At 72.3% G+C, this 26,228-nt stretch carries 27 protein-coding genes and 1 pseudogene; 8 read left to right on the top strand and 20 right to left on the bottom strand.

All coding sequences use genetic code 11. From position 1 onward, the window contains the following. Positions 1 to 77: 77 nt before the first annotated feature. From PED38_RS08370 to PED38_RS08340, 7 genes are all read right to left on the bottom strand, one after another. Complete coding sequence (locus PED38_RS08370; RefSeq protein WP_270980825.1) at positions 78 to 737, bottom strand: TetR/AcrR family transcriptional regulator; 660 nt, start codon at positions 735 to 737, stop codon at positions 78 to 80. Further along, positions 734 to 2,800: a CocE/NonD family hydrolase gene (locus PED38_RS08365; protein WP_270980824.1), complete on the bottom strand. Its 2,067-nt coding sequence runs from the start codon at positions 2,798 to 2,800 to the stop codon at positions 734 to 736. The genes PED38_RS08370 and PED38_RS08365 overlap by 4 nt, the downstream gene beginning before the upstream one ends. Then, a complete protein-coding gene (locus PED38_RS08360) occupies positions 2,797 to 4,539 on the bottom strand; it encodes a dipeptide ABC transporter ATP-binding protein (RefSeq protein ID WP_270980823.1) in 1,743 nt (580 codons plus the stop codon). The genes PED38_RS08365 and PED38_RS08360 overlap by 4 nt, the downstream gene beginning before the upstream one ends. Further along, positions 4,536 to 5,441 carry an ABC transporter permease gene (locus PED38_RS08355; protein ID WP_270980822.1) on the bottom strand — a complete coding sequence of 302 codons (906 nt, stop codon included), beginning with the start codon at positions 5,439 to 5,441 and terminating at the stop codon, positions 4,536 to 4,538. Before PED38_RS08355 ends, PED38_RS08360 begins: the two co-directional genes overlap by 4 nt. After that, positions 5,438 to 6,436, bottom strand: a complete 999-nt coding sequence (locus PED38_RS08350; protein WP_270980821.1) for an ABC transporter permease — start codon at positions 6,434 to 6,436, stop codon at positions 5,438 to 5,440. Before PED38_RS08350 ends, PED38_RS08355 begins: the two co-directional genes overlap by 4 nt. Then, complete coding sequence (locus PED38_RS08345) at positions 6,433 to 8,088, bottom strand: ABC transporter substrate-binding protein (RefSeq protein WP_270980819.1); 1,656 nt, start codon at positions 8,086 to 8,088, stop codon at positions 6,433 to 6,435. The genes PED38_RS08350 and PED38_RS08345 overlap by 4 nt, the downstream gene beginning before the upstream one ends. Before the next feature lie 110 nt (positions 8,089 to 8,198). Further along, entirely contained in the window at positions 8,199 to 8,588 is a 390-nt protein-coding gene (locus PED38_RS08340; protein ID WP_270980818.1) for a hypothetical protein, read from the bottom strand. 411 nt (positions 8,589 to 8,999) lie between these two features. Here PED38_RS08340 and PED38_RS08335 point away from each other — a divergent pair, with 411 nt between their 5' ends. Then, on the top strand, positions 9,000 to 9,269 hold the full coding sequence (locus tag PED38_RS08335) for a hypothetical protein (RefSeq protein ID WP_270980816.1): 270 nt from the start codon (positions 9,000 to 9,002) through the stop codon (positions 9,267 to 9,269). 41 nt (positions 9,270 to 9,310) lie between these two features. On the opposite strand, the gene PED38_RS08330 is transcribed toward PED38_RS08335, so the two are convergent. Further along, on the bottom strand, positions 9,311 to 9,616 hold the full coding sequence (locus tag PED38_RS08330; RefSeq protein WP_270980815.1) for a DUF7882 family protein: 306 nt from the start codon (positions 9,614 to 9,616) through the stop codon (positions 9,311 to 9,313). A gap of 361 nt (positions 9,617 to 9,977) precedes the next feature. Between PED38_RS08330 and PED38_RS08325 the strand changes: the two genes are divergently transcribed. Then, positions 9,978 to 10,718 (top strand): S1 family peptidase, encoded by a 741-nt coding sequence (locus PED38_RS08325; RefSeq protein WP_270980814.1) that lies wholly within the window; start codon positions 9,978 to 9,980, stop codon positions 10,716 to 10,718. A 274-nt stretch (positions 10,719 to 10,992) separates the two neighbouring features. Further along, positions 10,993 to 11,463: a hypothetical protein gene (locus tag PED38_RS08320; protein ID WP_094126813.1), complete on the top strand. Its 471-nt coding sequence runs from the start codon at positions 10,993 to 10,995 to the stop codon at positions 11,461 to 11,463. Positions 11,464 to 11,561: 98 nt separating this feature from the next. On the opposite strand, the gene PED38_RS08315 is transcribed toward PED38_RS08320, so the two are convergent. After that, positions 11,562 to 12,029 carry a VOC family protein gene (locus PED38_RS08315; RefSeq protein ID WP_063071296.1) on the bottom strand — a complete coding sequence of 156 codons (468 nt, stop codon included), beginning with the start codon at positions 12,027 to 12,029 and terminating at the stop codon, positions 11,562 to 11,564. Positions 12,030 to 12,136: 107 nt separating this feature from the next. Between PED38_RS08315 and PED38_RS08310 the strand changes: the two genes are divergently transcribed. Further along, positions 12,137 to 13,111: a helix-turn-helix transcriptional regulator gene (locus PED38_RS08310; RefSeq protein ID WP_063071297.1), complete on the top strand. Its 975-nt coding sequence runs from the start codon at positions 12,137 to 12,139 to the stop codon at positions 13,109 to 13,111. Positions 13,112 to 13,127: 16 nt separating this feature from the next. Here PED38_RS08310 and PED38_RS08305 read toward each other — a convergent pair. The 6 genes and pseudogenes from PED38_RS08305 to PED38_RS08280 all read right to left on the bottom strand — a co-directional run. Beyond that, positions 13,128 to 13,430: pseudogene (locus PED38_RS08305) on the bottom strand (amino acid transporter); the annotation flags it as partial. 200 nt (positions 13,431 to 13,630) lie between these two features. Next, complete coding sequence (locus tag PED38_RS08300; protein WP_063071299.1) at positions 13,631 to 14,164, bottom strand: hypothetical protein; 534 nt, start codon at positions 14,162 to 14,164, stop codon at positions 13,631 to 13,633. An 8-nt stretch (positions 14,165 to 14,172) separates the two neighbouring features. Then, entirely contained in the window at positions 14,173 to 14,742 is a 570-nt protein-coding gene (locus tag PED38_RS08295; protein ID WP_270980812.1) for a hypothetical protein, read from the bottom strand. Positions 14,743 to 15,026: 284 nt separating this feature from the next. Next, on the bottom strand, positions 15,027 to 17,015 hold the full coding sequence (locus PED38_RS08290; RefSeq protein WP_270980811.1) for an amino acid transporter: 1,989 nt from the start codon (positions 17,013 to 17,015) through the stop codon (positions 15,027 to 15,029). Positions 17,016 to 17,308: 293 nt separating this feature from the next. Then, positions 17,309 to 18,538: a multidrug effflux MFS transporter gene (locus tag PED38_RS08285; RefSeq protein WP_270980810.1), complete on the bottom strand. Its 1,230-nt coding sequence runs from the start codon at positions 18,536 to 18,538 to the stop codon at positions 17,309 to 17,311. Positions 18,539 to 18,710: 172 nt separating this feature from the next. Continuing rightward, positions 18,711 to 18,944, bottom strand: a complete 234-nt coding sequence (locus tag PED38_RS08280) for a DUF2283 domain-containing protein (protein WP_270980808.1) — start codon at positions 18,942 to 18,944, stop codon at positions 18,711 to 18,713. A 172-nt stretch (positions 18,945 to 19,116) separates the two neighbouring features. Between PED38_RS08280 and PED38_RS08275 the strand changes: the two genes are divergently transcribed. Then, entirely contained in the window at positions 19,117 to 19,950 is an 834-nt protein-coding gene (locus PED38_RS08275; protein ID WP_270980807.1) for an oxidoreductase, read from the top strand. Between the two features lie 5 nt (positions 19,951 to 19,955). On the opposite strand, the gene PED38_RS08270 is transcribed toward PED38_RS08275, so the two are convergent. The 4 genes from PED38_RS08270 to PED38_RS08255 form a co-directional block, all read right to left on the bottom strand. Further along, a complete protein-coding gene (locus PED38_RS08270) occupies positions 19,956 to 21,185 on the bottom strand; it encodes an FAD-dependent monooxygenase (RefSeq protein WP_270980805.1) in 1,230 nt (409 codons plus the stop codon). Between the two features lie 88 nt (positions 21,186 to 21,273). Continuing rightward, a complete protein-coding gene (locus PED38_RS08265) occupies positions 21,274 to 21,546 on the bottom strand; it encodes a hypothetical protein (RefSeq protein ID WP_270980804.1) in 273 nt (90 codons plus the stop codon). 64 nt (positions 21,547 to 21,610) lie between these two features. Beyond that, positions 21,611 to 22,249: a methylated-DNA--[protein]-cysteine S-methyltransferase gene (locus PED38_RS08260; protein ID WP_270980803.1), complete on the bottom strand. Its 639-nt coding sequence runs from the start codon at positions 22,247 to 22,249 to the stop codon at positions 21,611 to 21,613. Next, positions 22,246 to 22,854, bottom strand: a complete 609-nt coding sequence (locus PED38_RS08255; protein ID WP_442870657.1) for an RNA polymerase sigma factor — start codon at positions 22,852 to 22,854, stop codon at positions 22,246 to 22,248. Before PED38_RS08255 ends, PED38_RS08260 begins: the two co-directional genes overlap by 4 nt. 342 nt (positions 22,855 to 23,196) lie before the next feature. Here PED38_RS08255 and PED38_RS08250 point away from each other — a divergent pair, with 342 nt between their 5' ends. From PED38_RS08250 to PED38_RS15915, 3 genes are all read left to right on the top strand, one after another. Further along, entirely contained in the window at positions 23,197 to 23,991 is a 795-nt protein-coding gene (locus PED38_RS08250) for a response regulator transcription factor (protein ID WP_270980802.1), read from the top strand. Positions 23,992 to 24,642: 651 nt separating this feature from the next. Further along, a complete protein-coding gene (locus tag PED38_RS08245) occupies positions 24,643 to 24,768 on the top strand; it encodes a hypothetical protein (protein WP_270980801.1) in 126 nt (41 codons plus the stop codon). Next, positions 24,761 to 25,855, top strand: a complete 1,095-nt coding sequence (locus PED38_RS15915) for an ImmA/IrrE family metallo-endopeptidase (protein WP_442870656.1) — start codon at positions 24,761 to 24,763, stop codon at positions 25,853 to 25,855. Before PED38_RS08245 ends, PED38_RS15915 begins: the two co-directional genes overlap by 8 nt. A gap of 18 nt (positions 25,856 to 25,873) precedes the next feature. Here PED38_RS15915 and PED38_RS08240 read toward each other — a convergent pair. Further along, positions 25,874 to 26,228, bottom strand: a 355-nt coding sequence (locus PED38_RS08240) for a hypothetical protein (RefSeq protein ID WP_270980800.1), incomplete at its 5' end; no start/stop codon positions are given.

Genomic DNA, 26,228 nt, shown 5'->3' with positions numbered 1-26,228 from the left:
GCGGGTCGGCGTCCGCGTGCCGTCGGGCCGCGTCGCCTCGATCATCATGGCCCGGTGGGCGCCCGGCCGCGCGCGCCTCAGCGGAAGAGCGGCGTCCCGTCGGCCAGCTCCGCGTCGAGGAGGGTCCAGATCCACTCGAGCGCGCGGGCGTCGTCGAGGCCCGGGACCTTCTGCGACAGCTGCGTGGCGATGCCGTCGCTGTAGGCCGCGAGCTTGAGCGCGACCTCGGGGGCGTCCACCTGCCGGAAGACGCCGCCCTCGACGCCGCGGCGGATCGTGCGCACGAGGCACGCCTCCCACACGCGGAGGCGCTCGAGGCGCTCGGGCGTGAGGGCGGGCTTCCGCGCGACGGCGGTCCAGTAGTCCGACCAGAGCCGCCAGTGCGCCTCCGACGCGTCGGTGCCGTCGAACAGCGGCTCGACGAGCAGGCGGATGCCGTGCACCGGATCCGGAGCCGCGTCGACCGCCTCGACGGTCCCCGCGTAGAACCGGTCGGTCTCCAGCGCCACGACCTCGTCGAGGATCTCCGCGACGCTCGCGAAGTGGTACGTGACGGTGCCGACCGAGACGGCGCCCTCGGCCGCGATGTCGCGGAGGCCGGTGGCGGTGAGGCCCTGGCGGAGGATCACCGCGCGCGCCGCCTCGACGATCATCGCCCGCCGCACCTCGGGCTTCTCGCGCCTGCCGCGGCCGGCGGTCGCGGCCGTGCCGTTCGTCGCGGTCGTCCCGGCCGTCATGCGGAGGTCCGCGGCACGCGGTCGTCGAACACGCGGTCGGCGACGAGCACATCGGGCGCGTCCGGGCCGCCGTCGCGCGCCCACGCCTTCAGCGTGTTGACGACGCGGAAGGCGTCCGCGTCGGCGGTCACGCGCGAGGTCGTCTCGAGGCGCGCGCGCCAGGTCGGCTGCTCGAGGCCGATGGCCCAGCGCGACTCGGCGACGGCCGAGGTCGGGTCGCCCTCGGTGATCCGGTACGTCTCGCGGCTCGACTCGGTGAAGACCAGGCCGTCCGGGTAGACCCGGGATCCGCCGTAGCCGGGGTCGACGTCGAGCGTCCACTCGCCGGTCGCCACGTCGTGGGAGACGCTGCGCTCGGGCATGCCCGACGCGTCGGGGATCCGCTGGATCGCGATCGGCGTCGCCTGCACGGCCGCCTCGAAGCGCACGCCGTCGTCCTCGCGGCGCGTCCAGACGGGCAGGGTCACGGCGCTGCGGGAGGGCGCGACGGCGAGGGTCGCCTCGCGGGCGTGCGGCCAGATCCACGGCCAGTACGCCGACGACACCGCGATGCGCAGCCGGTGCCCGGCCGGGAACGAGTGGCCCGTGGAGACGAGCGGCACGCGCACGACCGCCTCCTCGCCCGGCACCATCGGGTCGATCCGGGCGCGGTCGATCCGCTTGTTGAGGTTCAGCACGCCGCGCGTGACGAGGGTGGATGCGCCGTCGGGCGCGACGTCGCAGAGCCGCACCACGACGTTCGCGTCGGGCAGGTCGCTCGTGACCGCGAGGTCGACGAGCACGTTGCCGAGCACGTCGAGCGGCTCGTCGAGCAGCAGGTCGAAGCAGACCGAGAGGCCGTCCTCGGCGCGCTGGTCCGGCGGCAGGTCGGTGGCGTTGCCGAACGGGAAGAAGCGGCCGGCATCGAGCCCGGTGTGCTGGGGCGAGCGGACCACGACGGGGTCGCCCACGGTGGCCGGCCCGTGGAACACGTCGAGCGGCAGCACGGGCGACGCCGAGACGGACGCCGGTGGCGGCCACGACGCGGCGGCGACCCATCGGCCGGTGCGCTCGGGGTAGCTGGTGGCGGGCGGCTCGGAGTCGCTGAGGAAGGCGCGGAGCGCGGGATCCGCCTCCACGCCGGTGTCGACGCCCTTCAGCCAGCGGTCCCACCAGCGCAGCGTCTCCTGCAGGAAGCCGATCGACGGGCCGGGCGTCAGGCCGCGGTCCGGGTACTGGTGCGACCACGGCCCGATGATGCCCTTCACCGGCGCGGACACGTTCTCCACCAGGCGCAGGACGGCGTCGCGGTACGGATCCGCCCACCCGCCGACCGCGAGCACCGGTGCGGTGATGGCCGCGTGGTCCTCGCCCACGCTGCCGTGCCGCCAGTAGTCGTCGCGCTCCTGGTGCGCGAGCCAGGTCGGCGTCATCGGCCGGCCGGGATCCAGGCGCTCGCGCCAGCGCTCCACCCAGCCCTCGCCCACGACCTCAGGCCGCGGCGGCCGGGAGTTGAAGGCGAACATCGTCGCGCCCCACGCGGCCATGTCGATGCCGAGCACCGCGCCGCCCATGTAGTGCACGTCGTTGTCGTAGCGGTCGTCGGTGGAGCAGACCGTGACGACGGCCTTCAGGGCCTCGGGCGCGCGGGCCGCGAGCTGCAGGCCGTTGAAGCCGCCCCACGAGATGCCGAAGATGCCGACCGCGCCCGTGCACCAGTCCTGCGCCGCGATCCACTCGATCACCGCGACGCCGTCGTCGAGCTCCTGGGCGGAGTACTCGTCGACGAACAGGCCGTCGGAGGATCCGGTGCCGCGGATGTCGACGCGGATGGAGGCGTAGCCGTGCGCGGCGTACCAGGGGTGCCGCTCGCTGTCGCGCGGGGCGGTCCAGTCGTCGAGCCGGTAGGGGAGGTACTCGAGGAGCGCGGGGACGGGCCCGTCGCCCGCGCGCGACCAGATGCGGGCGTGGAGGGGCGTGCCGTCGGGCATCGGGATCCAGACGTCGCGATGCGTGACGCCGTCGGCGCCGTCCGCGCCGTCGTCGGCTCCGGTCGCGGTCGTCCCCGCTGCGGCGTCGGTCATCGTGCGTCCTCCCAGTCCCGGATCCGGTGCCCGTCGCCGAGCTCCCTCCACCCTCCACCCGCGGCGTCGCGCCAGGTGGCGCGCACGTCCTGGACGACCGGCAGCTCGGTGGCGCCGGGCTCCAGCGTCGCGTCGAGCAGCTGCCGCGTGTACGGGTGGTTCGGCCCGGCGAAGACGCGCTCGGTCGGGCCGACCTCCACGATGCGCCCGCCCGTCATCACGGCCACGCGGTCGGCGACCCCGCGCACGACGGCGAGGTCGTGGCTGATGAAGAGGCAGCTGAGGCCCTTGTCGCGCCGCAGGTCGGCGAGCAGCTGGAGGATCTCCGCCTGCACGCGCACGTCGAGCGCGGTCGTGATCTCGTCGGCGATCACCAGCTGCGGCCCCGCAGCGAGCGCCCGGGCGATCCCGACGCGCTGCCGCTGGCCGCCGGAGAGCTGCCCGGGGAGCCGGCCGGCGAAGTCCGGCGACAGGCCCACCTCGGTGAGGATCTCGCCCACGCGCTCCGGCGACGCGCTGCCGGTGAACAGCTTCAGCGGCCGCGCGATGGCCGCGCCGACGGTGCGCCTGGGGTTGAGCGAGGTGTCCGCGTTCTGGAACACGAGCTGCACCGCGCGGCGCAGGTCGAGCGGCCGGTGCGCGACCGCGGAGGTCAGGTCGCCCTCGACGCCGTCGCCCTGGAACCGGAAGGTGCCGGACTCCGTGGGCACGAGGCCGGCGAGCGCGGTCGCGAGCGTGGTCTTGCCGCTGCCGGACTCGCCCACGACGGCGAGCGTCTCGCGCGGCGCGATCGTGAACGACACGTCCGAGACGGCCGGCGGCAGGCCGCGGCCGTAGCGGACGACGAGGCCGTCGGCGACGACGACCGGCGGCACGGGGGCGGGTGCGGGCGTCGCGGCGTCCGCGGATCCGGCGCGCGGGCCGCCCGGGATCGCGGCCAGCAGCTCCCGCGTGTACGGGTGCGCGGGCGAGGCGAACAGATCCGCCGTCCGCCGGTGCTCCACGATGACGCCGTCGCGCATCACGGCGATCTCGTCGACCATCGTCGAGACGACGCCGAGGTCGTGGCTGACGAGCAGCACCGCCATGCCGAGCTCGAGCGCGAGCTCGCGGATCAGGGTGAGGACGGCCGCCTGCGTCACCACGTCGAGCGCGGTGGTCGGCTCGTCGAGCACCAGCACGCGGGGGCGGGCCGCGACGGCCATGGCGATCGCGATGCGCTGCTGCTGCCCGCCGGACAGCTGGTGCGGGTAGCGGCGCACGATGGTCGCGGGGTCGGGCAGGCGCACGAGCCGGATCAGCTCCTGCACCCGCTCGTCGTCGCTCGGCAGGCCGTGGCTCTCGAGCGCCTCGCGGAGCTGGCGGCCCACGCGCATGGAGGGCGTGAGCGACTGGCCGGCGTTCTGCGCCACGACGGCCGCGGTGCCGCCGCGGAGCTCGCGGATCGCGGCGGGGGACAGGGCGAACACGTCGTCCCCGCCGACCTCCACGCTGCCGCCGACGACGCGGGATCCGCGGCGCAGGTGCGCGAGGAGCGTGCGCGCCACGGTCGACTTGCCGCTGCCGGACTCGCCGACGAGCCCGAGCGCGCGCCCGGCGCGGATCTCGAAGCTCACGCCGCGCACGACGGGCACGTCCGCGGTCCCGCTCGAGTACGAGATCGCCAGGTCGGCGACGCGCACGACGGTGCCGAGGCGCACGGCCCCGGTCAGGGTGTCCTCGACGGTCCCGGGCCTCATGCCATCCCCTTCTGCGCGCGGTCGACGCCGAGCGACTTGCTGAGCCCGTCGGCGCTGAGGTTGAGGCCGATCACGAGGGTCGCGAGCGCGACGATCGGCGCGAGCGTGCCCATGGGCACGACGGTCAGGGCGGTGCGGTTCTCCTGCACCATGAGCCCCCAGTCGGGCGTCGGCGGGTTCGCGCCGAAGCCGAGGAACGAGAGCGAGGAGATGAGCAGCACGATCCACGACGCGCGCATCGCGTACTCCACGAGCACCACGTCGAGCACGTTCGGCAGGATCTCGCGGAACACGATGCTCAGCGGGCGCTCGCCGCGGGCGCGGGCGGCCGTGACGTAGTCCTGCGTGATCACGGTCCGCGCGGCGCCCCGCACCACGCGGGTCACAGCGGGCGCGTACACGACGGTCACGGCGAGCACGATGACCCAGAGGCCGGATCCGAACACCGTCACCACCACGAGCAGCGCGAGGATCGACGGGATGCTGAGCAGCGCGTCGACGACGCGCATCACGACCTCGTCGGACCAGTCGTCCGCGTACGCCGTGACGCAGCCGACGACCGTGCCGATCGCGACCGCGATGGTCGTCGCGAGGAAGGTCACGACGAGCGCGTACCGGCCGCCGTTGAGCGTGCGGGAGAGGATGTCGCGCCCGTACTGGTCGGTGCCGAGCCAGTGCGCCCAGGTCGTGCCGGAGAGCACGTCGCCCGAGTCGGTGACCACGGGGTCGTGCCCGGCGATCCACGGCGCGAGCACCGCGAGCACCACGTGCAGCGCGATGAGCCCGAGCCCGATGGCGAGCGCGGTGGATCCCCGGAGCGGCGCCAGCCACGCGCGGATGCGACCGGTCGGGCCGGTCGGACGGCTCGACCCGGCGGGCCGGGCGGATGCGGGGGCGGTCATGCGCGGGCCTTCCGTCGGGCGCCGCGCGGCAGGCGCCGGGGACGCTGCCTCGTGCGGAGCCGGGGATCGAGGGCGAGGGCGGCGAGGTCGGCCGCGAGGTTGCAGACCACGTACACGCCGGCGCTCAGGAGGGCGATCGCCTGGATGGTCGGCAGGTCGCGCGTGGAGACGGACTCGAGCATCAGCTTCCCCATGCCCGGGTAGTTGAAGACGTTCTCGACCACGACGACGCCGCCGAGCAGCCACGCGACGTTGAGCGCGACCACGTTGAGCGTCGGCAGCAGGGCGCTCGGCACGGCGTGCCGCCACACCACCTGCCGGGTCGTGAGGCCCTTGAGCTCGGCCGTCGTGATGAACTCCGACGCCATCACGTCGATGGTCGACGACCGCATGGTGCGCACGATGTAGGCCGCCATCGCGAGGGTCAGCACGATCACGGGCAGCCCCACCGAGGGCAGGAGCTCGGCGACCGTGGCGTCGCTGCCGCGGAGCACCACGGCGGGGAAGACGGGGATCGCGATGGCGAACGCGAGCACCAGCACGGTGGCGACCATGAACTCGGGCACGCTCATCACCACGAGGCTCACGACGCTGATCACCGAGTCGATGCGGCGCCCGCGGCGGACGCCCGCGACCACGCCGAGCGCGAGCGAGACGGTGACGCCGACGAGCATCGCCGGTATCGCGATGAGCATGCTGTTGCGGAAGGCGAGGAGCAGCGTCGGCGCGACCGGGTCCCCGCTCACGAGCGAGGTGCCGAAGTCGCCGCGCGCGGCGCCGAGGAGCCAGTCGCCGTAGCGCAGCCACACGTTCCGGTCGAGCCCGAGCGACTCGCGGAGGGTCGCGACCGCCTCGGGCGTCGCGTTCTGGCCGAGGAGCTGCTGCGCCACGTCGCCCGGCAGCAGCTGCACGGCGAGGAACACGAACAGCGAGGCGAGCACGATCGTGAGGAGCGCCGTGCCGACGCGGCGGACGACGGCCAGCGACGCGGTCACGCGCGGAACCCGATCGTGAGGTGGTCGAACTCGAAGCCGTGCTCGCGGTAGTTGACGACGTCGCGCGAGATGCCGACGAGCCGGTCGCCGAACATGGGCGTCATGTCCGCGCTGTCCTCCACGACGAGCCGCTGGGCGTCCTGGTAGAGCATCAGCCGCTTCGCGTCGTCCATGGTGGCGCGGGCGTCGTCGAGGAGCGCGTCGAACGTGGGGTTCGACCAGGCGCTCTCGTTGTAGGAGGACCCGGTGCGGAAGATCTGGTTCAGCACCTGGTCGATGGGCCGGCCGGTGAACCAGTAGCTCACCATGAGCGGCTTCTGCATCCAGATCTCCGTGTAGTAGGAGTCGGCGGAGGAGCTCCGCACCGTGAGGTCGATGCCCGCCGCCTTCACCTGGTCGCGGTACGCGACGGCCATGGGCGTGAAGACCGACTCGTAGCTGGAGGTGTGGATCTCCGTCTTGAGGCCCGCCATGCCGGCCTTCGCGAGCAGCGCCTTGGCCTGGTCGGGGTCGTAGGGGCGCTCGACGTCCACGAACGCGGCGAGCGACGGCGGCACCGGGTTGTCGCGCGCCGGCGTGCCGGTGCCCTGCAGGGCCGTGGCGACGATCTGCTCGGGGTCGTACGCGAGCTTCATCGCCTGCCGCACGAGCGGGTCCCGGAACTCGTCGCTCGTGGCGAGCATCGGGATCGTGTACCACTGCGCGTCCACCACCCGCGCGACCGTCGCCCGGCTCGAGGCCGAGACGACGCGGGCGGTCGCGAAGTCGAGGTTCGTCTGCGAGATGAGGTCGATCTGCCCGGCGAGCAGCGCGTTGACGCGGGCCGTCGTGTCCTGGATGGAGGAGAAGTCGATGCCGTCGAGCACGGGGCGGCCGGCGAAGTGGTCCTCGAAGGCCTCGACGCTGCCGGATCCGGCCGGGTGGAAGGAGGAGAGGCGGAACGGGCCCGTGCCGATCCCCGTGCGACCGATCGTGCCGATGGCGGCGGCCGGCGCGATGTAGCACTGGTAGGCCGTGAGCAGCGACGGGAACTCCGCGTTCGGGGTGAGCAGCTGGAACCGGAGCGTGTACGGGTCGGGGGCCGACATGCTGTCGGTGCCGATCATGGCCGCGAGCACGCCGCCCTGCGGGGAGGCCGTCGCCGGATCCAGGATGTGCTGGATCGAGGCGATCGCGTCGGCCGCCGTGAAGGTCGACCCGTCGTGGAAGCGCACCCCGCGGCGGAGCCGGAAGGTCCAGGTGGCGCCGTCGGCGCTCGCCGCCCACTCCTCGGCGAGGTCGGGGATCGTCTGTCCCTTCTCATCGAGCCTCACGAGCCGGTTGTAGAGGGCGCCGAGGTACTCGTACGCCGAGAGCGAGCTGGCGGAGTCGAGGGTCTCGGCGGCGGATGCGGCCGGCCGCGCGATGCGGAGGCGGCCCCCGCGGGCGGCGGTGCCGGTGGCGGCGGCCTCGGGGATGGTCGTGCTGTTCGCGCCGGTGGCGCATCCGGTGAGGGCGAGCAGGCCGAGCCCGGCGATCCCGGCGGTGCCCGCGAGGACGGCGCGGCGGCTGGGCGCGGCCGGCCGGTCGGGGCGCGCGGCGCGGTCCACGACGCGGATGGAGCGCGAGCTCGCGTCCGCGGATGCGGTGCGGGTGGTGACGATCGATGGCATCGGGACGGGCCCTCCTCGTTATCGTTCAGGTGAACGATAGGCGAGATGCCGTCCCGTGGCCAATGCGGGGGCGGTGTCGCCGTGTCAGCGAGCCGCCCGGAGGCGGTGCCTCAGCCCGCGGGCGCGGCCGCGTCCCCCGGCGACGACCACCACGTGGTCCCCTCGGCCGGGTAGGTCAGCTGGAAGGTCACGCCGTCGACGGATCCCGTCCAGACCATCTCGTCGCCGCAGCGCTTGAGCGGCTCCGTGAGCGGATCCACCTCGTCGACGAGGCCGAGCTGCACGATCCAGGACTCCACGATCTCCCGGCGGTGCTGCTCGGGATGGCCGGCGGCGGATGCGGCGAAGTGCGCTCCGCTCCACGGGTCGGCGAGATGCCAGGACAGGGGCAGGAGACCGCGCTCGGCGCCGGCGGCGTTCCAGACGGCGCTGAAGGTCGACTCGACGGCCGAGTGGAGCTTCGGCGCACCGCCGTAGCGGTTCAGATGGAGCATCGGCATGTCGTTCCCCCTCGTGTTGACGTGCGCCTCGTGGGGCTGCTCGGATCGCCGAACAGCCCCCTGTGGGCATCTTCCGTGGTGCACCGTCCGAACTGCACGTGGCCGCCCCACATGACGGCCGAGCGCTCGAGCCGGGCCTTCCCACGGGTCCCATGCTGGTGGCGGTGCCGCGAATCGTCGCGGGGCTTGACCCGCACGCGGCCATGCGAGCACGGCAGGCGGGCCAGCGACCCGGCCCGTCGCGCTCGCGGATGGCCGGTGGGCGCACGAGACCTTTCGCGTTCACGCGAGCGTGGACGCTCCCCGGGCAGCCGGCCTATCGTCGCCGTGTCGGCCTACCTGCCTGGACCCCGTGGGTGGTCGTGCTCGATCTCCGAGGCCGCCGTCCGCTGCGGCAGAAAGCAGGGTCCCATGCGATCCATCCACCTCCTCATCGACGGGGAGCCGTTCTTCCTCTCCCCCGACCAGGACGTCGCCGTGCTCCGCGCGCAGCTCACGGCCGCCGTGACGGCGGGTGCCGCGTTCGTCGACTTCGAGACCGCGCGCCGCGAGGTCGTGTCCTTCCTGGTCACCGGGCGCTCGTCCGTCCTCATCACCGTCCGAGAGCACCCGGACGATGATCGGACGTGGCAGGGGCTGCCGGCGGCCGTGACCGATCCCGACCTCTACGCCTTCGCCTGACGCGCGTCCTGCCGCCTCGCCAGGTGCGCCGGCGCCGTGGGTCAGCCGGCCGGATCCGGCTCCGGGACGAGGTGCAGGCCGGCGGCGGTGTTCGCGGTCTGCATGAGCGCCTCGACCCAGGCGGCGTTGATCGCCGGGGGCCGACCACCGCTGTAGACGAACTCCACGGGGATCTCCGGTGCGATCCAGATGGTGCGACGGCCGTCGCCCTCGGCTGCGGGGTTCTTCCACGAGAAGGCGAAGGCCTCCTTGCGGCGGAGCTTGTTCGTGATGACGATCTGGAGGTGCGCGAGCGCGCGGTCCTCCATCTCGGTGCGGCTCGTCGAGTCGTAGATCAGGCGTCCCATGCGGGGTTCCTCCTGGGTGTCGGCACCGATCCGGATCCTCGAGGGTGCGCACCTCACGCGTCTTACATCCGGTGCAGCTGGCTCCCCGGGACCGGTACGCGATGCGAGGGCGATCGGCAGATCGCGTCCCAGGGTGTGGCCCGAGCTTAGAGAAGCTATGCATTGGGCGCAAACGAATAGCCCCGCGCAAGCTCCCGCTGGTCGGTGGGTGTGCACTCGCCGGGCAGCGTCCGCCCCTGTCGCCCATCCTGTCCGGACGGGTGGAACACCGACCAGCTTCGGGTGCCCGTGCGACGGCAGGCTCCCGCGCGTCTTGCGCCGGACCTCGATCCGCGCGCGAATCGAACACCAAGGAGACGGAATGCTCGCGAACCTGCTCGTGGCCGGCGTGGCCATCACCCTGGGGCTGTCGGGCGGCGCGCCCACGCCGACGACCGCGGATCCGGCGCAGTCCCACATCGTGGCCGGCCGCGTCGCGCCGTTCACCCCGTGGGCGGTCCAGATCGTCGAGACCGGCGGCACGATCGCCGCGGGGCGGGAGGAGGACTGCACGGGCGTGCAGGTCGACGCCTCCTGGGTGCTCACCGCGCGGCAGTGCACGGGGGACACCGACGACATCGACGTGTACCAGTCGAACTCGGTGACGGACTCGGGCGACGCGTCGCCCGTGGACCGCGTGGTCGTGGCCCCGAAGGGCGACATCGCGCTGATGCACCTCGCCGCGCCCGCGCCCCTGTCGGCGTACGCCCCCCTCGACCTGCGATCCGGGGCGGCCGCCTCCGGCACCGGGACCATCGAGGGCTACGGCTTCCGCGCGCACGGGAAGCAGGCGACGAGGCTCTACGCGGCCACCGTCCGCCTCACCGGCGCCGAGGTCGACGGCTTCCACGGCGCGGCGCAGGAGGTCACGGGCATCAACGGAGTGCCGAACGACGGCGACTCCGGCGGTCCGCTCCTGGTCGACGGCCGCGTCCGCGCCCTCTGCTCCCAGGGCTTCGGCGACGAGCGGGACGACCCGCACGGCGTCTCCGTCTACGCCCTCCTCTCGCAGGACGCGGCGTGGATCCGGAGCACGACGGGGGTGCGCGGCGCCGGTCGGTAGGGCGGCGGGCGCGCTTCCCGACGACGAGCGACATGCCCGCGCGGCGCGGCGTCGTCGTGCCGAGCCTCTACTCACGTGCACGTCCGGCCGCCGGGCCCTCACGGGCTCGGCCCGCCGCAGCACCTCGCGCGTGACCGGGGCCTGCGACGTCGGGGCCCGGCACGTGGCCTGGCGGACGGGGGGAGGGCGGGCGCGCAGGTCCCGGGTCCTCGGCTACCGTCCATCCGCCTCGCGTCCGCGACGGCTCACCCCGCCTCACCACGGAAGGTCCACCATGATCCCTGACTCCTCCACGCCACCCCCGGCGTCCCGCCGTCCCGCTCTCCGCGGCATGCGGCTGATCGCGTGCGCTCTGGCCGTGGCGGGCGCGTTCACCGCCCTGCCGGTCGCGGCGCCGCCCGCGAGCGCGCAGCCCGAGGCCTTCGCGCATCACGGCTGGGGCGACGGGTTCGACCTCTTCGTCACGACCAGCAAGTACACGGCCGTCCAGGTCGGGCCCACGCCCACGAGCGACAAGGTCTGCATCCCCATCTCCCCGGGAAACAGGTGGAACTCGCTCGACTTCACCACCGCCCAGGGCTGGGGTGCGACGATCAACCCGGTCCCGGACTGCAGCAGGGATTGGGGCATCTTCCCGAGCAACTTCCGGGCCCACCTCGGTGAGCACTGGCATCTGGAGGGCACGGTCGCGCGGTGCGTGAAGTACGCGGGCGGCCCGACGCACCAGTGCGAGGGCCGCCTGTAGGAAGGCGCAGCCTCCACCCGCCACGGCGCGGGAGCCCGCGCATGATGAGGCGGTCGGCACCTCCGGGTGTCGGCCGCCTCGTCGTCGTCGCCGTCGGGTCAGCCGGCGGACGGCGCCTGCACGTCGATGACCCAGGTCACGCCGAACCGGTCGGTGAGCATCCCGAAGCCCGCCGCCCAGGCGGATGCGGCGAGCGGCTCGATCACGGTCGCGCCCTCCGCGAGCCCCGCCCAGCAGCGCTCGACCTCGGCGAGGGACGCGCCCCGCAGCGACTGGAAGAAGGTGCGGTCGGTGATCGTCGCGCCCTGCTCGCGCGTCGTCGTGCCGGCGATCGCGCTGCCGTCGGCGTCGTCATGGCCGGGCACGTCGTAGGCCATGAGCCGGAGGCCGTCGGCGGTCTCGAGCTGGCCGAAGACCACCTTGTCCGCGCCGGGCGCCTCGGCCGGCATGCCGAGGTCGGCGTAGGTGGCGACGACGACGTCCCCGCCGAGGACGCTCCGGTAGAGCTCGAGCGCCTGGCGCGCGGTGCCGCGGAAGTTGAGGTGGGTGGTGGTCGTGATGCTCACGGTGTCTCCTCGTGCTGGGTGGTGCGGCTCCGGATCCGGGCCGCTGAGGAGCACCCTCCCGGCAGTGGCGGACAGCTGCGGTCCTCCACTCCCGCGAGACTGGATCCATGATCGGGAGCTCGTCGCGGATGCTGTCCCTCCTGTCGCTGCTGCAGACCCGGCGCGACTGGCCGGGGCGGATCCTCGCCGAGCGCCTCGAGGTCACGCCGCGCACCGTCCGCCGCGACGTCGAGCGCCTCCGCGAGCTCGGGTACGAGATCCGCTCGGTGAAGGGGCCGGACGGCGGCTACCGGCTGGCCGCCGGGTCGGAGCTGCCGCCGCTGCTGTTCGACGATGAGCAGGCCGTGGCGATCGCCGTCGCGCTCCAGTCGGTGCCCGCGATGGGCGTCGACGTCGACGAGGCCGCGGAGCGCGCCCTCGCGACCGTGCGGCAGGTGATGCCGTCGCGGCTGCGGCACCGGATCGACGGCATCCGCTTCACGGGCGCGGAGCCGGAGCCGGGGCCGGGCGCTGAGCCACGGGTGGATCCGGTGGTGCTGGAGGCCGCGAGCGCCGCGGTCCGCGACCGGCTGACCCTGCGCTTCGACCGCGTCGGCGAGGAGGCGGGGCCGCCCCGGCGCGTCGAGCCGCACGCGATCGTCGCCCGGCGCTCGCGGTGGTACCTCGTGGCGTGGGACCTCGACCGCGACGACTGGCGCACCTTCCGGCTCGACCGGATGCTGCCGCGCACGCCCACCGGCCCGCGCTTCGCGCCGCGGGAGCTGCCCGCGACGGAGGCGCGCACGTTCCTCGCGGCCCGGGCGAAGGGATCCGCGGCGGAGGACCGCTGGCCCTGCACCGGTGAGCTGCTCGTCGAGCTGCCCGCCCGCGAGGTCGCCCTGTGGATCGGCGACGGCGAGATGGAGGAGGTGTCGGCGACGTCGACGCGGATCACCGTCGGCTCGTGGTCGTGGACCGGGGTCCTCGCCGCCGTGGCCCGCTTCGACGCCCCGATCACGGTCGTCGCGCCGGAGGAGCTGCGCGCGGCGGCCGGCGTCCTGGCCGCGCGCCTCCGCTCCGCGCAGGAGCCGCCGCGCGCCTGACCGGCCCGTCGCCGCGTCAGCTCACGTGCACGTCCGGCCGCCGCGCCCGCACCGGCTCCGCACGCCGCAGCACCTCGCGGGTCACCGGGGCGACCTCGCCCGTGCCCGTCACGAGGAAGCGGAGGAGGTTGCCGACGGGGGACCCCTCCGTCCACTCGAAGTAGACGCCGGGCTTCACTCCGGTGAGGTCGCGGACGGCGAGGAGCACGGCCGCGATCGTGTTGGGGACGTTGCCGCTCGTGACCTGGAGCACGCGGAAGCCGCAGCGGACGATGCCGCGCACCACGAGGTCCTCCTCGAACTCCGACGAGTCGCCCGGGGTCCCTCGTCCGCAGGCGCGGCTCGAGTGATGGTCTGGTGCATCGGGAGCGGCACTCTTCGTCATCGATCAGGCGAACATGACGAGAGGCCGGCCGGTGGCGACTGAGGCATCGCATCGGTCTCGGCCCGGCAGCCCGCCCGCCTGCCGAGCGCGGAGGATGGCGTCTCTCTCTGAGACGGCGGCTCGCCTGCCGGTCGTCACCAGCTCTTGGTCACGTACGCGTTGGCTGTCGGCGCGACGCTGTTCCCGCCCTGGGTGTCGGTCACCACGCATGCCCGGTTGTATGTGGTCGCCGTCCACGAGAAGGCCTTGCCGGCGGAGCCGAGCTCGATGTACTGCCCGTTCAGCCCTTCCGGGACCGTGTAGGACGCGGAGGCGCTCTGGGTGATGGTCTGCGCAACGCCCAGCGTCACCCCCGCGGTCACGCTCGCCGATGCCACGACAGCGTCGGCGGTCACCGTGCCGGACACGCTGACATCCGCATGCACCTCGGATGACTGGCCCGATTCGATAGAGAGGACCGCGCCGCTGTCGCCATAGATCCGCAGGTTGCCGGGTACGTACGTATCGGAGACGTTGGAGACGGCGATGTCGGGCCCATCTCCTGAGCACTCGGAGTTCGTGCCAGCGCCGACCGCCTGCGCTGCGGTACCTCCGGAGAGGAGGAGAAGAGCGGCGATGCCTACGGTGGAAGCGCTTCGTGCAACGACGGATGTGCGTGTCATGGTCATGATGCTTCTTATTCCCTCGTGTAGTAGGTCGACAGCCAGAAACGGCTGCCATCGGGGATCGTGATCTCGAGCTTCGTCGGGGCGGTCGGATCGTCGAGGGGGACGCCGTAGATGCCTCTGCCTTCCGTACCGCATGTGGTCCCCACGCGGTTGGGGTTGGGCTGCGCGACGTTGATCCAGTAGTTCTCGCTCCCTGTGCACGTGACGGTCATGACGACCTTCTTCGCCGCCGGATCGCTCGAAGCAGGCAGCGTCACGTCAACGACGCTCCCGCTACCCGGCTCGATGGTGGCCACAGCCGTATCAGTTCGAGGCACCTCCGCCAGCTCGGCCGCGCTGCCTGTGAAGTCCCCGGCGTGCTCCCACGAGGAGAACTTGCGGTTCACGGATGCTTCGAGCGATGAGAACTGCTCCGCATCACTCGGCGTCGCTTCCGGGACCGCAGGGGCGAGCGTCGACGCCGAGCTCGGGTCTCCCTCTTCGCCGGTCGGGCCGCTGGTGCATCCCGTGAGCGCGAGGAGCCCGATGAGGCACGCTCCGGTCATCGCGTCTGGACGGAGTCGATGGTGCCAGGTCATGTGCGCTCCTTCGTGGTCGTCAGCAGGCTCTTGGGAATCGACCTTGGTCGCCCGCGTCAAGTGACGCAAGGGGTTGCTCCAGATCGCGGAGGGGAGCGCACCACCCGATCCCCGTGATGACGGGCTTCACGACGCGACCGAGACGTTTCGTGGTGGCTATGGGCATCTAGGGGACCTTGACGTACGACTAACTACGCGCTCGCGCTCGTCCAACAGCTGCCCACGGCACGAGACGTCGGAGTTGTTGCTCGACATCACCGCCATTCGGCCGGCGCGCCGCCGCCTCAGCTCACGTGCACGTCCGGCCGGCGCGACCGCACCGGCTCCGCCCGCCGCAGCACCTCGCGCGTGACCGGGGCGACCTCGCCCGTGCCCGTCACGAGGAAGCGGAGGAGGTTGCCGACGGGCGATCCCTCCGTCCACTCGAAGTAGACGCCGGGCTTCACTCCGGTGAGGTCGCGCACGGCGAGGAGCACGGCCGCGATCGTGTTGGGGACGTTGCCGCTCGTGACCTGGAGCACGCGGAAGCCGCAGCGCACGATGCCGCGCACCACGAGGTCCTCCTCGAACTCGGACGAGTCGCCGTGCGTCACCTCGAGGAAGATCACGGGCGCTCGCGCCGGGATCCCGCTGTCGCGCCGCTCGTCGCTCGCCTTCCGGCGGTACTCGGCGACCTGCTCGGCCTCCGTCAGCGCCTCGTCGGGCTCGTCCGGCTCGTGGGCGATGATGCTCACCGCGCCGTAGTCCTCCGCGTCCTCGATGACGAATGCGCGCGCCTGCTCGTCCATCGTGAGCGAGGTCGCGCGCAGCTGGAAGGAGCGCTGCACGCGGCTCACGATCGAGACCACGAGGATCCCGAGGATGAACAGCGCCGCGATGCGCACGCCGTCCGGCCGCTCGATCACGTTCACCACGGTCGTGTACGCGAACACCGTTGCGATGGCCGCGAAGCCGACCATGCGCTTGCGCTGCCCGGCCTTCCGCGCCGACAGCGTGACCGCGACCGAGGCCGAGGTGATGAGCACGAGCACGCCGGTCGCGTAGGCGCCCGCCTGCGCGTCCACGTCCGCCTGGAACACGACCGTCACGAGCACCGCGATGGCCGTGAACACGAGCACGAGCGGGCGCACCGCCGCGGCCCAGTGCGGCGCCATGCCGTAGCGCGGCAGGTAGCGCGGCACGATGTTGAGGAGCCCGGCCATCGCGGAGGCGCCCGCGAACCAGAGGATGCAGATCGTGCTGATGTCGTAGAGCGTGCCGAAGCCGTCGCCGAGGAACTGGTGCGCCAGGTACGCGAGCGCCCGGCCGCTGGCCTTGCCGCCCGGCTGGAACTCGGCCTGCGGGATCAGGAGCGTGGTCACGAAGCTCGACGTGATGAGGAACGCGCTCATGATGAGCGCCGCCGTCGCGAGCAGCCGCTTCGTGCCGTGGATCCGCGTGCGCGGCACCCCGTCGGCGTCGTCCTCGCCGCGCACCTGCGGCATCACCGCCACGCCCGTCTCGAAGCCGGAGAGGCCGAGCGCGAGCTTCGGGAAGACGATGAGCGCGATGCCTACCATCACGAGCGGGTTGCCGTGCTGCGCCGTGAGCGCGAGCCACCAGTCGTCGATGACCTGGAGGTTGCCGGCGACGTGGAAGAGGGAGACGACGATCACGACCGCGTTGAGGGCGAGGAAGACGCCCACGAGCACGACCGCGATGGAGATCGCCTCCCGGAACCCGCGGAGGAACACGAAGGCGAGCGCCGCGATGAGCACGAGCGTCAGGAGCACCTCGTTGCCCGCGAACCACGACGGCGCGAACGGGTTCTCGACCGCGTGCGCGGTCGCGTCCGCCGCCGACAGCGTGATGGTGATGAGGAAGTCCGTCGCCGCGAACCCGAGCAGCACGAGCACGAACAGCTTCCCGCCCCACCAGGGGAGGAGGCGCTCGAGCATGGCGATGGATCCCTCGCCGCGCGGGCTCTCGCGCGCCACCCGCCGGTAGACGGGCAGCGCGCCGAGCAGCGTCAGGAGGATGAGGACGAGCGTCGCGAGCGGCGACAGCAGGCCCGCCGCGACGGCCGCGATGGCGGGCTGGTAGCCGAGCGTGGAGAAGTAGTCGACGCCGGTGAGGCACATGACGCGCCACCACGAGTGCGTCTTCCCCACGGTCTCGGCGTGCGGACCGGGGTGCGCGCCGGATGCGCCGGGCAGGCCGTCGAGGAGCCAGGCGGTGATCCCGGCGCGGGCCCGCCGCTGCTCGGGCGCGCGCAGCAGCTTCGGGCCGCTCACGACCGGTCTCCGGCGGGGGCGGTTCGGGGTGTCGACGTCGGGCAGCCGTTGATCGGGCAGCGCACCGGTGATCCTCCTGAGGCGGCGCCGGGGCCCCGTCTCGCGGATGCGACGGTCGGGCCCGGCAGCATCGTCGCCCATGGTGCCACCTCCGGGCGGGAGCGGGGTGCGCGTGCAGGGTGCGGTCAGGTGCGCGGGTGCTGGGCGGATGGTCCTGGGCGGGCGGAGCGGGATGCGGCGGCACGGGACCGCGCCCGGTTCGCATCCGACCAGCGCGCATCCGCTGACCGCCGTCAGCCTCCCGTGTGTGCTCGCGAGGCCCAGAGCTGCGCGGCGAGCCCGACGACGATGAAGCCGCACATCAGCGATCCCATGGCGGTCGCGGTGCCGCCGAGGGCGCCCGCGAGCGGCGTCGCCAGGCCCCCGAGGCCGAATTGCAGGCCGCCGACGAGCGCGGAGGCCGTGCCGGGGTGCCGGTGGCCGAGCGCCTGCGTGAGGGTGATGGATCCCGGGATCACCCACCCCCAGCCCGCGGTGACGAGGGCGAGGGCCGGCCAGACCAGCGCCGGGCCCGCGCCGCTGACCGCGCCGACGAGCACGAGGGTGGAACCGATCGCGCAGGTGGCGAGGCCGATCGTGAAGAGGCGGTCCTCGTCGAAGCGCCCGATGAGGCGGCGGAACATGAGCGTCGAGGCGATCATGCAGGACGCGTTGGACGCGAACACCAGCGTGTAGAGGCCCTCGCCGAAGCCGTACTGCTCCTGGAACACGAAGGAGGAGGTGGCGATGTAGGAGAAGAACCCGATGGTCGCGGCGCATCCGGTGACGAGGTACCAGCGGAAGCGGGGGATCCGCAGCAGCTCCGCAATCCGGCCGAGGACGGCGCGCGGGGAGGTGCCGCCCGTGCCGGTGCGGACGAGCGTCTCGGGCAGCAGGCGGGCCGCCGCGAGCGTGAGCGCCAGGCCGAGCGCGGCCAGGACGACGAACGCGGCGCGCCACGACGAGAACGACAGCACGAGCCCGCCGACGAGCGGGGCGACGACCGGGCCGACGGAGTTGACGACCGCGAGCGTCGCGAAGAGGCGGCTGCGGAGGGTGCCGGTGGCAGCGTCGCCCACCATGGCGCGGGCCGAGACCGCGGCGGCGGCACCGCCCAGGCCCTGCACGACGCGGGCGAGAATCAGGATCCCCACGTCGGGCGCGATCGCGCAGACGACGCTGGCGAGCGTGAAGATGGCCGTCCCGGCGAGGAGGATGCGGCGGCGGCCCACGCCGTCGCTGATCGGCCCGATCACCAGCTGGCCGACGGCGAACGCGACGAGGAAGGCGGTCAGCGTCAGCTGCACCGAGGCGGTCGACGCGTCGAGGTCGGTCGCGATGGCCGGGAGGCCCGGGATGTAGAGGTCGGTCGCGAACGGCGAGATGCCGACGATGAGGGCGACGGTGAGGAGCGGTCCGCGGCGCGCGGTCCACGACGTCCGCGGGTCGGGGTCGGGATCCGGGTGCCGGGCGTCGTCGCTCATCCGTCCCGACAGTAGACCGGTCGCCGCCGCACCGGCGGCCGGGGAGTGGGAAGGCGCCCCGTGCGCCCTGCCGCGGTGAGAGGCGGCGCATCCACCCGCGAGCGATGCGGATGGAAGGCGAAGACGAGCGCGCCCCATCGTCACCGACGGGACGCGCACGTCAGACAGCGGTCTACGCGTCCGTGGGGCTCTCGGCGGCAGCCAGCACCTCTGCGGGGAGGACGTCTCCCGCGTGGAGCACTTCGACACCGAGGAGCCGACCGTCCGAGTCGAAGTCCAAGCTGATCTCGCCCTTGTCGCCGGGAGTGGCGATCGAGTGGATCTGCTCAGCGGCCTGGCCCGGCCCGATGGCGGAGACGACCTGGATGTAGGCCGCGTCGGCCTCGGCGTCGTAGGTGATCTTCACTCTGCTATCCCTTCGTGACGGTGATGATGTTGCCCGACTTGTCGTCCATGATCGCGCCTCTGGCTCGTCGTCGTTCCGGCGCCGACCGCCGCCGCCCGATGCGCCTAGCCTCGACGAGGGGCGCGCCGCACCGGCCGCCGCCCGCCCGCATCCACGAGGAAGAGGAACGCGCATGACGACCTGGCTGATCACGGGATGCTCCACCGGACTCGGGCGCGCCTTCGCCGTCGAGGCGCTGGAGCGCGGGGAGGACGTCGTCGTCACGGCCCGCGACGCCGCGAACGTGCAGGACCTCGCCGACCGCTTCCCCGAGCACGCCCTCGCGCTCGACCTCGACGTGACCGACCCGGCGCAGGTCTCGCTCGCGGTCGATGAGGCGACCGCCCGCTTCGGCGGCGTCGACGTGCTCGTCAACAACGCGGGCTACGGCTACCGCGCGGCCGTCGAGGAGGGCGACGACGAGGACGTCGCGCGCCTGTTCGACACCCACTTCCACGGCAGCGTCCGCATGATCAAGGCGGTGCTGCCCGGCATGCGCGAGCGCCGCAGCGGCACCATCGTGAACCTGTCGTCGATCGGCGCCGCCCGCACGGGCGCAGGATCCGGCTACTACGGCGCCGTCAAGGCCGCGATCGAGCAGATGACCATGGCGCTGCGCACCGAGCTCGCGCCGCTCGGCATCGTCGCGACGGTCGTGGCGCCCGGATCCTTCCGCACCGACTTCTCCGGCCGCTCGCTCACGCAGTCGTCCACCGTGATCGACGACTACGCCGAGACCGCCGGCAAGCGCCGCAAGGAGAACGACACCACCGACGGCACGCAGCCGGGGGATCCGGCGGCGGGCGCGCGCGTGCTCGTCGACGCTGTCGCCTCGGGACGTGCTCCCTACTACCTGCTGCTCGGCGCGGACGCGGTGGAGATCGTGACGGCCGCGCTCGACGACCTGCGCGCCGACATCGACGCGTGGGCGGCCGAGAGCCGGTCGACGGGGTACGACGCCGGCTGACCGGGTCAGGCGGCGGTCGCGGTCTCCTTCTCCGGCGCCGGCGCGGCGGGCGCAGCGGCGGCCGACGTCCCCTTCGGCTCGCGCGGGGCGCCGACGCCCATCACGCGGAACCGCTTCGATGCGAGCAGGCGGCGGCGGATCCACCAGGTGATGCGCCCCGACGGCACGAACAGCTGCGACTTGATCGCCGCCGTGCGCTGGTGCTTCACCACGAACGGCCGCATCTCCGCCTCGAACGCGGTGAGGGCGGCCTCGATGTCGTCCGGATGCGCGGCCAGCGCGTCGCCGAGCGCGGCGCCGCCGAGGAGCCCGGACGTCGCGCCCATGCCCGAGAAGAGCGTGAGGCACCAGGCGGCGTCGCCGATGACGACGACGCGTCCGCGGTGCCACGACGGCAGGCGGATCTGCTCCACCGAGTCGAACAGGGTGGCATCCGCCGCATCGAGCTCGCGCAGCGCGTCCTCCACGACGCCGCCCGCGGAGAGCCCGGCGAAGGTGCGGCGCAGGGCGTCGGCGGGGGATCCCTGGAGGTCCTTGCCGGCCTTGCGCGTGCGGTAGCTCATCATCACGGTGGGCGTGGTGCCGGCGAGCGCGAAGACCCACATCGCGCGGCGGGGCTCGGAGACGATGACGCTCTCGTGCTCGGCGAACCCGGGCATCTGCCCGCGCGCCTGGAACGCGCAGACCACGGCGGGCATGGGCTTCACGGAGCGGCCCTCGGGATCCAGCACCAGCGTGCGCACGGCCGAGCGCACGCCGTCGGCGCCGACGACGAGGTCGAACGACTCGCGGTGCGTCTCCCCGGTCGCGACCGTGCGCAGGGTGACGTGCGCGGCGTCGGCGTCCTGGTCGACGCCCACGGGCTCGAGGCCGAAGCGCACCTCGATGCGGTCGCCCATGCGCTTCCACAGCGCGGCCTCGATGTCGCTGCGGAGCACGGCCTCGGGGGCGCCGGGCTGGTCGGCGAGGCCGGGGCCGGGGCGGCGCGTGCCGTCGGCGTCGAGCTGGAGCGTGACGCGGTCGGGCCGGTCGCGGGATCCGATGTCGTCCCGCACGCCCAGCCGCTCGGCCGCGACGACCCCCTCGGCGAACATCCCGACCATGTAGCCGGCCATCCGCCGCGACGGCTTCCGCTCCACGATCACCGGCTCCCAGCCGGCCTCCTCCAGGCGGATCGCGGCGGACATGCCCGCCACCCCCGCGCCGACGATCAGGGCCCTGCGACGTCCGGCCATGTGCTCCCCCATCCGTTCCTCCCAATCTACGGCGGGCGGGCTCCGCGCTGTCGGGTGGGATCCGGGCTGTCGGGCGGAAGGGCGTGCGTCAGCGGGCGTCTTCTCCGGGAGCGGGCGAGTCCGGATCCGTCGGCACCTCCGCCGGAGCCGCGGTTCCGCTCTTCCGCGGGCGGATCCCCATCACGAAGAAGGTGATCCCGAGGACCAGGAACGGCAGGCCGGCGACGCGCGTGTCCTCGAGGGCCAGCACGAGGCCGAGACCGAGCATCGTGAACACGATGCCGAGCGCGATGTTCGGGTTCGTCGCGTCGTCGTCGTCCGGCGAGGCCGCGGGGCCGCCGGGTGTGTCCGATCCGCTCATGTCCTCGACGCTAGGCGGCCGGGCGCCCGACCGCGTCCGCCTCCCGGGGGACGCGGCCGACGGGTCAGCCGCGCCCCTCCAGCTCCAGGAGCGTCGTCTTCGCCGTGAGACCACCGATGTAGCCGCCGAGCGTGCCGTCGGAGCGGAGGACGCGGTGGCAGGGGATCACGACGGGCAGCGGGTTCGTCGAGCACGCCGTGCCGACCGCGCGCGTGGCGGCCGGGCTGCCGGCGGTCTCGGCGACCTCGCGGTAGGTGCGGGTGGACCCGTACGGGATGTCCGGGAGCAGCCGCTGCACCCGGTCGCGGAAGCCCATCGACAGGCGGCGGTCGAGCGGGAGGTCGAAGGTGCGGCGGCGGCCGGCGAAGTACTCGTCGAGCTCGCGGGCGGCCGCATCGAGTCGCTTCGGGGCGCGCAGGATCCGCGGGCCGAGCCGCCGCGCGAGGTCGCCGAGCACGGTGTCGTGGTCCTCGCGCGAGTAGGCGACGCGGATCAGGCCGCGCTCGGTGGCGGCGAGGAGGAGCGGGCCGACGGGGGAGTCGATCGTCGTGAAGCCGACGTCGAGCGCGTCCGCCTGCTCGGCCGCGTCGGCGAGGCGGAGGCGGAGGGCGGCGAGGGTGGGGGCGATGGGATCCGCGCGGTCGAGCGCGTCGGCGGCGAGGAAGGCGGCGTCGTCGGATGCGCGGTCGTCGGGGTCGGTCACGGTCGTCCTCCTCGGGTGGGTGCGGCGGCGGGTGCGGGTGCCGGGTCGGGCGGGGCTGCCGGGCCGGGTGCGGGTGGGCCCGCGGCGCCGGGTGGGTCGGCGATGCCGACGCGGGCGGATGCGGCGCCGCGCGGATCGTCGGCCATCGTGCGCCGCAGGCTCGCCACCCCGTCCGACGCCGCCCGCCGCGCGGCCTCGGGGGTGCCGCCGACGATCGCGGCGACCTCCGCGTACGGCAGCCCGCCGAGGTGCCGGTAGGCGACCGCGAGCCGCTGCCGCTCGGGCAGCCGGGCGACGGCGTGCCAGAGGTCGGGGTCGCCGGATCCGGGCACGCCCAGGTCGGAGATCCGCTCGGGCACCTCGTCGACGGGGAGCGCGCGGCGGCCGCGGGCGCGGATCGCGTCGAGGGCCTTGCGGTGCGCGATGGTGACGAGCCACGCCCGCACGTCGGCGCGCGGCCCGAGCCGCGGATACGCGACGAGCGCCGACAGGAACGTCTCCGACCACGCGTCCTCGGCGTCCGCGTGCCCGCCGAGCACGGCCCGGCAGACGCGGAGCACCACGGCGCCGTGCTCGGTCACGACCCTGTCGAACGGCTGCATCATCTCCACACCGGGTAGACGCCGGGGCGGGGTGATCCGTGAGGTCGGCGTGCGGATCAGTCTCGCGGATCCGCGGGCCGGGCTGGTAGGCGGCCGCCGCCGCTCCCGCCTGCGCGCCCCGGCCCGCGCACCTCCGGACGCGCCGTGCGCCTCCTCGCGATCCCCGATGCCCCGGCCGTGCACCCCGTGGGGACCACCCGTGATCCTCCCCGGGGCGGATGCCCGGGCGTCCGCCGATCGCGACGATGGGGGAGCGGCTCCCCCGCCGCGGCTCCGCCAGGAGCCCCCGCCGCCGATCCGTCCCCCGGGTCGGCGGCGGCATCCCGGCGCGACGAGAGGATCCCCATGACCGGCACCGCGCTCCCCGCCTCCCATGACGACGGGCGGGCCGTCCCCGGAGCCCGGGCGGGAGCGGACGCCGCGGCACCGGCGGCATCCACCGCATCCGTCGCGGCCACCGCGCCCCGCGCGCTCCGCGTCGCCGTGGTCGACGAGGAGGCGCCCATCACGCAGCTGCTGTCGCTCGCGCTGGGGATGGAGGGCTGGGATGTGCGCGTCTTCGGGTCGGGACGCGCGGCGATCGCCGCGGCCGTCGAGGACGCGCCCGACGCGATGCTCCTCGACATGATGCTGCCCGACGTCTCGGGCGTGGAGGTCGTCGCCGAGCTGCGCCGCGCGGGCGTCGCGACCCCCGTGGTCTTCCTCACCGGCCGCGACTCGCTCGAGGACCGGCTGGCCGCGTTCGGAGCGGGCGCCGACGACTACGTGACGAAGCCGTTCGGCCTCGAGGAGGTGGTCGGCACCGTGCGCGACCTGTTCCGCCGCCGCGGCCTCGCGCCCGCGCTGGTCACCGTCGGCGACCTCGTGCTGGATCCCGCGACGGGCGAGGCGTGGCTCGCGGGCGTGCCGCTGCAGCTGGATCCGATCGAGCTCGTCGTCGTGCAGGCGCTCGCCGCCGAGCCGACGCGCCGGCTCCCGCTGCGCGAGCTCGCCCAGCGGCTGACCGACGCGGGCCACGATCCCGTCGCGCCGCTCGCGCTCCTCGACCTGCCCGTGGTGACGGGACGACGTGCGGGTCACGACCGCATCGTGCTGCTCGCCGCCTCCGGGGACGACCTGGTGCTGGCGCCCGCGGGCTGACGCCGGCACCGCCTTGTCCCGCCCCGCGGCCTCCCCGTACATATGAGCTGGCGAAGGGACCATGCTTTGCGCCAACGGGGCCGTGTGTTACATTCGATGGCATAGTATGCAGTAGCGAATCGCCCCCACAAGCTGCCCCAACTCGAATGGACCTTCATGGACGAGATTACGCGGCGTCGTCTCAATCGCGAAGCAGTCGCTCTGGCACCCTCTCTCTACGACGCTCTCGATCTTGCGGTCGCAGAGGCGCGTAGTACGGTCCGCTTCACAGAGCAAGAGCAGCCTCATTTGCACTCTGCGTATCGACGCGCTGCGTTCCGTGACAGCCTTGTCGCTGGCGACTTGCCGGCAGGGTGGGCAGTCGGAGGCAACCCCCGGCAGTCTGGTCAGACAATACTTTTGCTGGACGGAGCAAATATCTCTTTAAGGGTGCTGTCCGAGAGTACCGTGACCACTAACGGAGTTCCGCATGCAGGAGCCAATGCCGCTCGACGGGCGGAGTGGAGAACTGTTCCTGTGCCACTGTCTATGTTCGCGAGCAGCGAAGGCGTTGGCGCGAGGCAGAATTTGCTCCTGCTGATGAATGTGCGTACCGAAGAGCCGACGCTCCGTATCGTTCGGACGATCGCAGAGGGTCGTTACCGTGGGACCGTGGAATGTGATTACTCATTGTCTATGACACGTCAGATCGACACTCTTGGTCACGCAACTTTTGATACGACAGAAGACGGCAACTTCTACGCCGATTTGGTTCAGGAAGAAACAGGGGATGTCTGACGCCTATAACGGCGTAAGGTTCGAGGTTCTGCGGCACATACACGGGCTTACGCAACGTGATCTCGGGGAGCGGGTCGGTATAGCGCAATCAAAGCTATCGCGCATCGAGCGCGGAGACTCGGTCTTATCGGCAGACCTCGCGAGTCGCGCTAGCGTGGAGTTCGGCGAGCCGCTCAGCTTTTTTCAAGTCAGGTCTGACGAACTCCCTATTGGCCCCATCGCGTTCCGGAAGAAAGCGTCGACGCCGGCTTCTGAGAGGAATCGTGTCAGTGCGTTATTTTTAGAAGCGTCTCGGGTTTTCGCCCACATCAGCGCGGAGTCGAACTATCGGACCCTCTTTGCCGTTGAAGGTTTGACGGGTGACCCTGCTCGTCTCGCCGAAAATATCCGGGCGGCACTTTCCATTGGTGTTACCGATTCAGTACGCAACGTCACAAGAGCTTTGGAGCGTCTCGGGGTCGGAGTCGTTTCACGTCTCGATGACGAACGGTGGAGATCGGGCCGACCCGATGCATCAGGATTCTCTATGCCGACCGTCAAGAGCACGCGGCCACTTGTTGCTACTGTCGCAATTGATCGCGGGGATGTGCAGCGCATTACCTTAGCTCACGAGCTGGGCCACCTGGTTCTCGACCGGGGCGCAGCGCAGATTCACTGTTCCCCCCGCAGCCCCCAAGAGCGAGCAGCGTTTGAATTCGCCAGTGCTTTTCTGCTCCCTGTTGGCGTCTTGCGACAAAAAGTTCGGGAAAGTTCGACGCTCCGGGATCTCTTGGTAGTCAAGGCCGAGTATGGCATATCGGTAGGTGCAATCATAATGCACGCAAAGCGGAACGGGATTCTATCCGAGCAGCGCGCTCGCACACTTCAAATTCAACTATCTTCTCGCGGTTGGAGAGAGAACGAGCCGGTTGACGTAGTAAGGGAAAGGCCTGTTCTGTTCGCGCAAGCGCTTAATCAAGTATTTCCAACATCTACGTACGCGAGGGCGTCGCATGTGCTTGGGGTGACTCCTGATCGGCTTCGGAGGTGGGCGGAAGATGTTAGCGGCGACGCGACTCTCGCCAAAGTAACTGCGCTTAGGCGGTAATCCAAGGTGCCTACGGAGTTACTCGAGGGCAGCTGGGTCCAAGCGCTCGAGTTCGGTGACGATTCCGGCCAGGTCTTCTTCATCGGTCACAAGCGAGATCGTCCCAAAAGACTTTCCGATGCGATTCAGGGAAAATTCCAGTCGCAGCGCGCGTGAGCGATCCGACACTATATACCTAGCGTGCATCCGTGTGCCTTTGCGATATGTGATACCAATATCGGGATTGAGCATTCGCAGATTGGCCTTGATCATCTGCCCTACTTCGTCACCTTGTTTTTGATAGACGAACGTAATTTCGCTTGCTTCTCTCACTAAGGGCTTTAGCAGTGCCGCAACATTGCCTGCGTAGGTGGCGTTCTCTTCTCCTCCCGGA

The sequence above is a fragment of the Clavibacter sp. CT19 genome, from assembly GCF_027858075.1.
GTDB classification, from domain to species: Bacteria; Actinomycetota; Actinomycetes; order Actinomycetales; family Microbacteriaceae; genus Clavibacter; species Clavibacter tessellarius_A.
This window is presented reverse-complemented; position numbering and strand designations above follow the sequence as displayed.